The following is an 11350-nucleotide window of genomic DNA, read 5'->3' on the forward strand; positions in this document are numbered from 1 at the left end:
GGCGGCAGTAGTCGAGCAACTCGGCCTGGCTGGCGTAGCGCTGCTTGACCACGTCTTGCTCGAAGGCGCTGAGCAAGTCGGCCAGCAGATTCACCGGCAGGGCGAATTGCCTGATCATTTGGCCCAGTTGCCCGAACACGCCGGCCCAGCGCGGCGAGGGCGCCTGGCCGCTGGCGGTTGCCATCAGGTCGGCACGGTAGGCGGCCAGGTCGTCCAGCCGTGTTTGCGGCAGGGCATCGCCTTCGTCGGCCATGTCGTCGGCGGTGCGGGCAAACCAGTAAATGGCCGCGATGGCCGGGCGCAGGCGCGGCGGGCAGAGCAGGGAGGCGACCGGAAAATTCTCGTAATGGTTCACGCCGTGAGCAAGTGATGAGGGGCCTGGTTTCATGCGCTGGATTGTCGCTTGACAAGCTATTACATTTCTCCTAAATTACTAACCGATTAGTCAGTAACTGCCTTCGGGTGCTGTCCTGCCCGATGTCTTGCCCCGGTTCACCAGAATCCCTTTTCCTCTCCGTTCATCATGAAAAAAACCGTTGTGTCCCTGGCGAGCGTCGCCCTGTTGCTGGCTGCGTGTTCACGGCCCGCGCCTACCGAGGAGCCGGTTCGCGCCGTGAAGGTGATCACGGTGGGCACCAGCGCCTATGCTTCCAGCCACGAATATGCCGGTGAAGTGCGGGCGCAGGTCGAGTCCCGGCTGGGATTCAGGGTGGGCGGCAAACTGATCAAGCGGCAGGCTGAACTGGGCCAGCACGTCAAGGCCGGGCAGGTGCTGGCGCAGCTGGACCCGCAGGATTACCGCCTGGCAGCCGATGCCGCCAGTGCCCAGGTCAACGCCGCGGCTACCAATCGCAACCTGGCCGCAGCCGACTTCAAGCGCTACCAGGCGCTGAAAGACCAGAATTTCATCAGCGGCGCCGAACTGGAGCGCCGCGCTGCGACCCTGAAAGCGGCGCAGGCGCAGCTTGAGCAGGCCCAGGCGCAACTGGCGGTGCAGGGCAACCAGGCCGGCTATGCGGTGCTGACGGCCGATGTTTCGGGCGTGGTGACGGCCGTGGATGCCGAGCCAGGCCAGGTCGTGGCGGCCGGTGCGCCGGTGGTGCGTATCGCGGCCGACGGGGTGCGGGACGTGGTGTTTTCGGTGCCTGAAGACAAGGTCGCCGGCCTGAAGGTGGGCACGCCGGTCCGGATTCGCGTCTGGGCGCAAGGCACTGAACTGCCCGGCAAGGTACGCGAGGTGGCCGCCAGCAGCGACCCGGTCACGCGGACCTATCCGGTCAAGGTGTCGATTGATGCCCAGGCGCCGCCAGCGCTGGGTGCCACGGTTTATGTGGTGCCTGAATCCAGCGCGGTGGGTGCGCCTGTCATCAAGCTGCCGACTTCGGCATTGCGCCGGGACGGCCAGGCCACGGCGGTGTGGGTGCTGGACCCGGCTGGCATGACGGTGCGCTCGCAGGTGATTGAGGTCGCGACCGCCGACGGCAACGAGGTCGTGGTGGCTGCCGGCCTGCAGCCAGGAATGCGGGTGGTCAGCGCCGGCGTGCATGTGCTGTCGCCTGGCCAGAAAGTCACTATTTATCAGCAAAAAGCGCCTGCAGCTTCAGCCGCCAGCGTGAAGTGAGAGCGGCATGACGCAACCGACCACAGACAAGACCACCGGCCCGGGCGACTCGCCTTCGGCACGTTTCAACCTGTCGCGCTGGGCGCTGGAGCATCCGGCGCTGACCCGATATTTGCTGCTGGTGCTGATCGTGCTGGGCTTTTCGGCCTATTTCCAGCTCGGGCAGGACGAAGACCCGCCGTTCACCTTCCGCGCCATGGTGGTGCGCACCTACTGGCCGGGCGCCACGGCGCAGCAGGTGGCCGAGCAGGTCACCGACAAGCTGGAGCGCACGCTGCAGGAGGTGCCTTATTCGGACCGCATCCGTAGCTATTCCAAGCCCGGCGAGTCGCAGATCATTTTCCAGATCAAGGATTCGTCCAAAGCCAGCGAAGTGCCCAATGTCTGGTATTCGGTGCGCAAGAAAATCGGCGACATGCGCGGCACGCTGCCGGCTGGCGTGCAGGGACCGTTCTTCAACGATGACTTCGGCGACGTCTATGGCGTGATCTATGCGCTGGAGTCCGATGGCTTCAACTATGCCGAGCTCAAGACCTTTGCCGATGACGTGCGCCAGCAACTGCTGCGCGTGCCCGACGTGAGCAAGGTGGAACTGTTTGGCGTGCAGGACGAAAAAGTCTTTATCGAAGTCTCGCAAAAGCGCCTGGCCAAGCTGGGGCTGGACCTGAACCAGGTGCTGGCGCAACTGGGCCAGCAAAACGCGGTCGAGTCGGCCGGTGCGGTGCAGACGCCGCTGGATGTGGTGCAGGTGCGCGTGGCCGGCCAGTTTGAAGCGCTGGAGCAACTGCGCGCCATGCCGATTCGCGGAAGTTCGGGCAACCAGCTTCGGCTGGGCGACATTGCCGACATCAAGCGCGGTTATGTCGATCCGCCGTCGGTGAAGGTCCACCACCAGGGCAAGGAAGTGATTGCGCTGGGTGTGGCCATGACCAAGGGCGGCGACATCATCCGGCTGGGCAAGTCGCTGGAAAAACTGTCGGCCAGCTTTGACCGCACCTTGCCCGCCGGCATCAAGCTGGTCCACATGCAGGACCAGCCCAAAGCGGTGGCAAGTTCTGTCAACGAGTTTATCGGGGTGCTGATCGAAGCCGTGCTGATCGTGCTGGCGGTGAGCTTCATCAGCCTGGGCCTGCACAAACGGCAGCACCAGGGACCGGGCCAGCTGCCGCTCTGGAAGCGTTATTACATCGACATCCGGCCCGGCCTGGTCGTGGGCATCACCATTCCGCTGGTACTGAGCCTGACTTTTCTGGCCATGTGGTACCTGAACATCGGGCTGCACAAGATATCGCTGGGCTCGCTCATCATTGCGCTGGGACTGCTGGTCGACGACGCCATCATTGCCGTCGAAATGATGGTGCGTAAGATGGAGGAAGGCTACGACAAGGTGCGCGCCGCCACATTTGCCTACGAAATCACCGCCATGCCGATGCTGACCGGCACCCTGATCACTGCGGCCGGGTTCTTGCCCATCGGCCTGGCCAAGTCGGTGACCGGCGAATACACCTACGCCATTTTTGCCGTCACGGTGATTGCACTGGTGCTGAGCTGGGTCGTGTCGGTGTACTTTGTGCCTTACCTGGGCACGCTGCTGCTCAAGCCGCCGCCGGGCCGCCCCAAGGCTGCGTCGGCCCCCTCGGGGGGCAGTGAAGCCAACGCAGTGGCGAGCATGGGGGCAACTCATTTACCACCGCATGGGCAGGCCGCAGCAAGCGGCCAGGACCACCCGCACGAGATGTTCAACAGCCCCTTTTACAACACCTTTCGCCGCGCCGTGAACTGGTGCGTGGAGTACCGCTGGCTCACGATTGGCGCCACGGTGCTGATTTTTGCGCTGGGCATCGTGGGCATGGGCCGGGTCCAGCAGCAGTTCTTTCCGGACTCCAGCCGGCCTGAAATCATGGTCGATATCTGGTTCCCGGAAGGCACCTCGTTTGCCGCCAATGAAGCGACGGCCCAGCGCGTCGAGCAGCGCCTGATGCAGGAGGCGGGCGTGGCGTCGGTCAGCACCTGGCTGGGTTCGGGCGTGCCGCGCTTTTACCTGCCGCTGGACCAGGTGTTCCCGCAGACCAACGTGTCGCAAATGATTGTGCTGGCCAGGGATTTGAAGGTGCGTGAATCGCTGCGCATCAAGCTGCCTGCCCTGCTGGCGACCGAATTCCCCGAAGTGCGCGGCCGCGTCAAGCTGTTGCCCAACGGGCCGCCGGTGCCGTATCCGGTGCAGTTTCGCGTCGTGGGCATTGACCCGCTGGTGCTGCGCGCGCGCGCCGACGAGGTCAAGGCCGTGATGCGGGACAACGCCAGCATGCGCGGGGTCAATGACAACTGGAATGAGTCGGTCAAGGTGATGCGGCTGGAAGTCGATCAGTCCAAGGCACGCGCCCTGGGCGTGACCAGCCAGTCCATCGCGCAGGCGGCCCGTACCCTGCTCAGCGGGTCGACCGTGGGTCAGTTTCGCGACGGCGACAAACTCATCGACATCGTGCTGCGCCAGCCGCTGGATGAACGCAACGCGATCACCGATATCGGCAATGCCTATTTGCCCACGGCGTCGGGCCAGTCGATTCCGCTCACGCAGATTGCCAAGCCGGTGTTTGCCTGGGAGCCTGGCGTGATGTGGCGCGAAAACCGCGACTACGCCATCACGGTGCAAGGCGATATTGCCGAAGGCCTGCAAGGCGCCACCGTGACGCAGCAACTACTGCCCGCGCTCAAGTCGCTGGAGGCCAAATGGCACGCCAACGGCATGGCCGGCTACCGCATTGACGTGGCCGGCGCCGTGGAGGAAAGCAGCAAGGGCTCGGCGTCGATTGCCGCCGGGATTCCTGTCATGCTGTTTTTGACCTTCACGCTCCTGATGCTGCAACTGCACAGCTTCAGCCGCGCCATGCTGGTATTTTTGACCGGGCCGCTGGGCATTGCCGGCGTGGCCGGGGCCCTGCTGCTGCTGGGCCGGCCGTTTGGCTTTGTCGCGCTGCTGGGCGTAATTGCGCTCATGGGCATGATCCAGCGCAATTCCGTCATCCTGATTGACCAGATCGAGCAGGACCGGGCCCAGGGCATTCCGGCCTGGGACGCGATTGTCGAGTCTGCTGTGCGGCGTCTGCGGCCCATCGTGCTGACGGCTGCGGCCGCTGTGCTGGCCATGATTCCGCTGTCGCGCAGCGTGTTCTGGGGGCCGATGGCCGTGGCCATCATGGGCGGGCTGATTGTGGCCACCGTGCTGACCCTGCTGGCCTTGCCGGCCATGTATGCCGCCTGGTTCCGTGTGAAAAGGGAAGCGGTTGGCGCACCCGCTGCGGCGTGAATCCGCTCCGCGATACAGGGCTCCGGGGAAATCGCCCCTGTTACAGGCTAAAATAAAAAGTTGACCGATTTCAAGCGGGAATTCTGAATAGATATGGATTCCCGTCGTTTTTTCAGGCGCGCGGGTGGCGAAATTGGTAGACGCACCAGGTTTAGGTCCTGACGGTAGCAATACTGTGCGGGTTCGAGTCCCGCCCCGCGCACCACCCCTGATTGCTGAGTGGCAACTGTGCCCAAGCCATCAGGTAGTGCTGCTTGACTGCAGCATGTCAGGTGAAAGCCCTGCTTTGAATATTTTTGATTTTAGGAAACCATCATGGCTGTGACTGTCGAAACTCTTGAAAAGCTCGAGCGCAAAATGACGCTGACGCTGCCCCTCAACACCATTCAGTCGGAAGTTGATTCCCGTCTGAAAAAGCTGGCACGCACGGTAAAAATGGACGGTTTTCGTCCCGGCAAGGTGCCCATGAGCGTCGTGGCCCAGCGTTATGGTTACTCCGTGCACTACGAAGTCATGAACGACAAGGTCGGCGAAGCTTTTGCCTCTGCGGCCAATGAAGCCAAGCTGCGCGTTGCCGGCCAGCCCCGCATCAGCGAAAAAGAAGGCGCACCTGAGGGCGAGCTGACGTTTGATGCGCTTTTCGAGGTCTACCCGGAAGTTCAGATCGCTGATCTGGCCAATGCTGAAGTTGAAAAAGTCACCGCTGAAGTCAGCGATGCCGCCATCGACAAGACCATCGACATCTTGCGCAAGCAGCGCCGCACGTTCGCGCAGCGCGCGGCCGATGCGCCAGCACAAGACGGCGACCGTGCCACCATCGACTTTGAAGGCAAGATCGACGGCGAAACCTTCGCTGGCGGAAAAGCCGAAGACTTCCAGTTCATCGTGGGCGACGGCCAGATGCTCAAGGAATTTGAAGATGCCGTGCGCGGCATGAAAAGCGGCGAAAGCAAGACCTTTCCGCTGAGCTTTCCTGAGGACTACCACGGCAAGGACGTGGCCGGCAAACAAGCCGACTTCCTGGTGACCGTCAAGAAAATTGAAGCAGCGCACCTGCCTGAAGTCAACGAAGCGCTGGCCAAGTCGCTCGGCATTGCCGATTCAACGGTCGAAGGCCTGCGCGCGGACATCAAGAAAAACCTGGAGCGTGAAGTCAAATTCCGCTTGCTGGCCCGCAACAAGAACGCCGTGATGGACGCGCTCGTGGCCAATGCCGAGCTCGACTTGCCCAATGCGAGCGTGCAGGCTGAACTGGAGCGCCTGGTGGAAGGCGCCCGTGCCGACCTGAAACAGCGCGGCATCAAGGACGCCGACAAGGCACCGATTCCTGATGACATTTTCCGTCCGCAAGCTGAAAAGCGCGTGCGTCTGGGTCTGGTGGTAGCAGCACTGGTGCGCGCCAACGAACTGCAGGCCACGCCTGAGCAGCTGAAGGCCCACATTGAAGAGCTGGCCGCCAGCTACGAAAAGCCGCAGGATGTGGTGCGCTGGTACCTGGGCGACAACAGCCGCATGGCCGAAGTGGAAGGGGTTGTCATCGAGAACAATGTGACCAATTTCGTGCTGAGCAAGGCCAAAGTAACCGAAAAGGCCATTTCGTTCGACGAGTTGATGGGTCAGAACTGATCGCCGGTAGGCTCTCCTGAAACTGGGGCTTGTGCTTTGCGGTACAGGCCCCAATTCATTACAAGTACAGTACAAACATCTCTGGAGAAAACTTGATGATTCGAAGCAGTATTTACGGGGGCGCCTACGGCAACCCGCAAGCGGGCAGCCAGGACACGCAAGGCCTGGGCATGGTCCCCATGGTGATCGAGCAGTCCGGCCGGGGCGAACGCTCTTACGACATTTATTCGCGCCTGCTGAAAGAACGCGTTATTTTCCTGGTGGGCCCGGTCAATGACCAGACGGCCAACCTGGTGGTGGCCCAGTTGCTGTTTCTGGAAAGCGAAAATCCGGACAAGGATATTTCCTTCTACATCAACTCGCCCGGCGGCTCCGTGACGGCGGGCATGGCGATTTACGACACCATGCAGTTCATCAAACCCGATGTGTCCACGCTTTGCATTGGCATGGCTGCCAGCATGGGCGCGTTTTTGCTGACCGCAGGCACCAAGGGCAAGCGCTTTACCCTGCCCAATTCGCGCGTGATGATTCACCAGCCTTCAGGCGGCGCGCAAGGCCAGGCCACGGACATTGAAATCCACGCCCGGGACATCCTGAAAACGCGTGACCAGCTCAACCGCATCATGGCGGCGAACACCGGCCAGACGGTAGAGAAAATTGAGCGCGACACCGAGCGCGACTATTTCATGTTTGCCGATGAAGCCAAGGAATACGGCGTGGTCGATCAGGTTATTTCCAAGCGCCCTTAAGCTTTTAAAAGCTTCCAGTTGCACGGCAGCGACGGCGTTTTCTGTACCGGAAACGCCGTTTTTTTATTGGTTATCATTAGCTGTTAGTTCCCCCTCAGGCACCTTAAAGGCACCCATCAATGGCCGAGAAAAAAGGCTCCTCAAGCGAAAAGACCCTGTACTGCTCCTTCTGCGGCAAGAGCCAGCATGAAGTCAAAAAGCTGATTGCAGGTCCGTCCGTCTTCATTTGTGACGAGTGCATAGATCTTTGCAACGAAATCATTCGTGACGAACTTCCCGCCGGCCTGGAGGTGCGCGAGACGCGCACCGATTTGCCGACGCCCTCGGAAATCAAGGCAACACTGGACGGCTATGTGATTGGCCAGGACCCGGCCAAGCGCACGCTGGCCGTGGCCGTGTACAACCACTACAAACGCCTGCGCCATAAAGACAGCCCCAAAAAAGACGATGTGGAACTGACCAAGAGCAATATTTTGCTGATTGGCCCCACGGGTTCGGGCAAGACCTTGCTGGCGCAAACGCTGGCGCGTACGCTCAACGTCCCTTTCGTCATGGCAGATGCCACGACCTTGACCGAAGCGGGTTATGTGGGTGAAGACGTTGAAAACATCATCCAGAAATTGCTGCAAAGCTGTAACTACGAAGTCGAGCGTGCCCAGCAGGGAATTGTGTACATTGACGAGATCGACAAGATATCGCGTAAATCCGACAACCCCTCGATCACCAGGGACGTGTCGGGCGAAGGTGTGCAGCAAGCCTTGCTCAAACTGATTGAAGGCACGATGGCCTCCGTGCCGCCACAAGGCGGGCGCAAGCATCCTAACCAGGATTTCCTGCAGGTCGACACCACCAACATCCTGTTCATTTGCGGCGGCGCTTTTTCGGGGCTCGAAAAAGTCATTGAAAACCGCACCGAAGCATCGGGCATTGGTTTCGGCGCAGCCGTCAAAAGCAAAAAGACGCGTACCCTGACGGATGCATTCAAGGAAGTCGAGCCCGATGATCTGGTCAAATTTGGCCTGATTCCCGAGCTGGTCGGTCGCATGCCCGTCATTGCAACATTGGCTGAACTCAGCGAAGACGCGCTTGTGCAAATTCTGACCGAGCCCAAAAATGCGGTGGTCAAGCAGTTCAGCAAGCTGCTCGCCATGGAAGGCGTGGACCTGGAGATACGGCCTTCGGCACTGAAAGCCATTGCCCGCAAGGCCTTGGCACGTAAAACGGGTGCGCGTGGTTTGCGTTCGATTTTGGAGCAGTCACTGATCGACACCATGTTCGACCTGCCCAACGTCAGCAATGTTGAAAAAGTGGTGGTGGATGAGTCCACGATCGAAGAAAACAAGGCGCCACTGCTGGTGTACCGCGAAACTGCGAAGAAGGCCTGAGCGCCAGAAGGGGCAGGAGCGCTTGAAAAGCGCTTCCTGCGCCCCCAATCTGTAGCGACGGTGTTTTGCCCGGCCAATGCAATTGGCCGTTCGCGTCTTACGTTTAAGGTTTATATGTCCGGACAAACTTTTCTACCTTCCATCCCTGTTGATCTGCCGCTGTTGCCTTTGCGGGATGTGGTGGTCTTTCCGCACATGGTGATTCCGCTGTTTGTAGGTCGTCCCAAGAGCATCAAGGCGCTGGAGTCGGCCATGGAGGCCGAACGGCGCATCATGCTGGTGGCGCAGAAGGCGGCTGCCAAGGACGAACCGTCGGTGGAAGACATGTTCGAAGTGGGCTGTGTCGCGACCATTTTGCAGCTGCTCAAGCTGCCTGACGGGACGGTGAAAGTGCTGGTCGAGGGGCAGCAGCGCGCGCGCGTCAACAAGATTGAAGATGGCGAGCAGCACTTCATCGCCAATGTCACGCCGGTGGAGGCACCCGTGGCCTCGCCTGGCGACAAGGGCAGTGAAGTCGAGGCCTTGCGCCGAGCCGTGATGCAGCAGTTTGACCATTACGTCAAACTGAACAAGAAAATTCCTCCGGAAATTCTCACGTCGATTTCCAGCATTGATGATGCGGGCCGGCTGGCTGACACGATTGCCGCGCATTTGCCGCTCAAACTCGATGTCAAGCAAGTGATCCTGGATCTCGACGACGTCAAGGTCCGGCTTGAGAATCTTTACGAGCAGCTTGAGCGTGAAGTGGATATTCTCAATGTCGACAAAAAAATCCGTGGCCGCGTCAAGCGTCAGATGGAGAAAAACCAGCGCGATTTCTACCTGAACGAGCAGGTGAAAGCCATCCAGAAGGAACTGGGTGAGGGAGAAGATGGCGTCGATATTGAAGAAATCGAAAAGAAAATCAAGGCGGCCAAGATGCCGCAGGAAGCGCTCAAAAAAGTCGAGAGCGAGCTCAAGAAACTCAAGCTCATGTCGCCCATGTCAGCCGAGGCGACGGTGGTGCGCAGCTATATCGACGTGCTGCTTGGCTTGCCGTGGAGCAAGAAGACCAAAATCAAGCACGATCTGGTCAACGCCGAAAACGTGCTCAATGAAGACCATTTCGGTCTTGAAAAAGTCAAAGACCGCATTGTGGAATACCTCGCGGTGCAGCAGCGCGTGGACAAGCTCAAGGCCCCGATTCTTTGCCTGGTCGGCCCTCCTGGCGTGGGCAAAACCTCGCTGGGCCAGTCGATCGCCAAGGCCACAGGACGCAAGTATGTGCGCATGGCCTTGGGCGGCATGCGTGATGAAGCCGAAATCCGCGGCCACCGCCGTACCTACATCGGTGCCTTACCTGGCAAAGTGCTGCAGAGCCTGGCCAAGGCCGGCACGCGCAATCCGCTTTTCCTGCTCGACGAGATCGACAAGCTCGGCACTGATTTCCGAGGCGATCCCTCAAGCGCCTTGCTGGAAGTGCTGGATCCCGAGCAAAACCACACCTTCGGCGATCATTATGTAGAGGTCGATTTTGATCTGAGCGACGTGATGTTTGTCGCGACCTCGAATTCGATGAATATTCCGCCAGCCCTGCTGGACCGGATGGAAGTGATCCGGCTGTCCGGTTACACCGAAGACGAAAAGACCAGCATTGCCATGCGTTACCTGCTGCCCAAGCAGGTGAAAAACAACGGCGTGAAGGATTCCGAGCTGGAAATTCAGGAGCAGGCGGTACGCGATATCGTGCGTTATTACACGCGTGAAGCGGGTGTCCGATCGCTGGAGCGTGAACTCTCCAAGATTTGCCGCAAGGTGGTCAAAGGCATCCAGCTCAAGAAAATGACGCCCAAGGTCGTGGTGACGCCAGACAACCTCAACGAGTTTTTGGGCGTCCGTAAATTCGATTACGGCCGTGCGGAACAAAAAAATCAGGTGGGTCAGGTTGTTGGCTTGGCATGGACCGAAGTTGGCGGTGATTTACTGACGATTGAAGCGGCCGTCATGTCTGGCAAGGGCGTGATTACCCGTACCGGTTCGCTGGGCGATGTCATGAAGGAGTCCGTGGAAGCAGCCCGGACCGTGGTTCGCAGCCGCGCAAGGGTGCTCGGCATCAAGGATGAGATGTTCGAAAAGCGCGACATTCATATTCACGTGCCGGACGGTGCCACACCCAAAGACGGCCCGAGCGCCGGGGCCGCCATGACGACGGCTTTTGTTTCCGCGCTGACCGGTATTCCGGTGCGCGGCGACGTCGCGATGACGGGTGAGATCACACTTCGTGGCGAAGTCACTGCCATCGGTGGGCTCAAAGAAAAACTGCTGGCTGCACTGCGTGGCGGGATCAAGACGGTGCTGATTCCTCAAGATAACGCCAAAGACCTGCAAGAGATTCCGGACAACGTGAAGAGTGGTCTGGAGATCATTCCTGTGAAATGGATAGACCAGGTGTTGCAGGTTGCGCTTGAGCGCCAGCCTATCCCGCTGACAGATGAAGAAGTTGCCGTGTCGGCCGCTGCCGTTGCGGCCGCACCAGCGGTCGTCGCGGGGGCCGTTAAACATTAGCCAAGAATTTTTAGCCGGGGTCAAAAGCGGTTAAAAATTATGGCTATAATATGAAGCTAGACTCGCGGGAGTAGCTCAGTTGGTAGAGCGCAACCTTGCCAAGGTTGAGGTCGAGAGT

7 protein-coding genes and 1 tRNA gene are annotated in these 11350 nt (G+C 59.8%); 7 read left to right on the plus strand and 1 reads right to left on the minus strand.

Annotated elements, in window-relative coordinates; translation table 11 throughout:
* Nucleotides 1-388 (minus strand): squalene/phytoene synthase family protein (locus IV091_RS17830; protein ID WP_293470740.1); only part of this gene is annotated, 388 nt, incomplete at its 3' end.
* 135 nt (nt 389-523) lie between these two features.
* Between IV091_RS17830 and IV091_RS17835 the strand changes: the two genes are divergently transcribed.
* From IV091_RS17835 to lon, 7 genes are all read left to right on the plus strand, one after another.
* On the plus strand, nt 524-1621 hold the full coding sequence (locus IV091_RS17835) for an efflux RND transporter periplasmic adaptor subunit (RefSeq protein ID WP_293470742.1): 1098 nt from the start codon (nt 524-526) through the stop codon (nt 1619-1621).
* A gap of 7 nt (nt 1622-1628) precedes the next feature.
* The gene (locus tag IV091_RS17840) at nt 1629-4928 is read left to right on the plus strand and encodes an efflux RND transporter permease subunit (protein WP_293470744.1); all 3300 of its coding nucleotides are present in this window, start codon (nt 1629-1631) and stop codon (nt 4926-4928) included.
* Nucleotides 4929-5046: 118 nt separating this feature from the next.
* Nucleotides 5047-5133, plus strand: a tRNA-Leu gene (locus IV091_RS17845).
* A 110-nt stretch (nt 5134-5243) separates the two neighbouring features.
* On the plus strand, nt 5244-6554 hold the full coding sequence (gene tig / locus IV091_RS17850) for a trigger factor (protein ID WP_293470746.1): 1311 nt from the start codon (nt 5244-5246) through the stop codon (nt 6552-6554).
* Nucleotides 6555-6649: 95 nt separating this feature from the next.
* Nucleotides 6650-7303, plus strand: a complete 654-nt coding sequence (clpP, locus tag IV091_RS17855) for an ATP-dependent Clp endopeptidase proteolytic subunit ClpP (protein ID WP_293470748.1) — start codon at nt 6650-6652, stop codon at nt 7301-7303.
* Nucleotides 7304-7422: 119 nt separating this feature from the next.
* Nucleotides 7423-8688: an ATP-dependent Clp protease ATP-binding subunit ClpX gene (gene clpX / locus IV091_RS17860; RefSeq protein ID WP_293470749.1), complete on the plus strand. Its 1266-nt coding sequence runs from the start codon at nt 7423-7425 to the stop codon at nt 8686-8688.
* A 114-nt stretch (nt 8689-8802) separates the two neighbouring features.
* Nucleotides 8803-11232 carry an endopeptidase La gene (gene lon, locus IV091_RS17865; RefSeq protein ID WP_293470750.1) on the plus strand — a complete coding sequence of 810 codons (2430 nt, stop codon included), beginning with the start codon at nt 8803-8805 and terminating at the stop codon, nt 11230-11232.
* Nucleotides 11233-11350: the final 118 nt, after the last annotated feature.

It is taken from the genome of Polaromonas sp. (assembly GCF_018780625.1).
Lineage (GTDB): Bacteria > Pseudomonadota > Gammaproteobacteria > Burkholderiales > Burkholderiaceae_C > Polaromonas.

Coding starts and splice junctions, on each gene's coding strand:
- clpX (WP_293470749.1), top strand. CDS start 7,423: ATGGCCGAGAAAAAAGGCTCCTCAAGCGAAAAGACCCTGTACTGCTCC.
- tig (WP_293470746.1), top strand. CDS start 5,244: ATGGCTGTGACTGTCGAAACTCTTGAAAAGCTCGAGCGCAAAATGACG.
- IV091_RS17835 (WP_293470742.1), top strand. CDS start 524: ATGAAAAAAACCGTTGTGTCCCTGGCGAGCGTCGCCCTGTTGCTGGCT.
- IV091_RS17840 (WP_293470744.1), top strand. CDS start 1,629: ATGACGCAACCGACCACAGACAAGACCACCGGCCCGGGCGACTCGCCT.
- clpP (WP_293470748.1), top strand. CDS start 6,650: ATGATTCGAAGCAGTATTTACGGGGGCGCCTACGGCAACCCGCAAGCG.
- lon (WP_293470750.1), top strand. CDS start 8,803: ATGTCCGGACAAACTTTTCTACCTTCCATCCCTGTTGATCTGCCGCTG.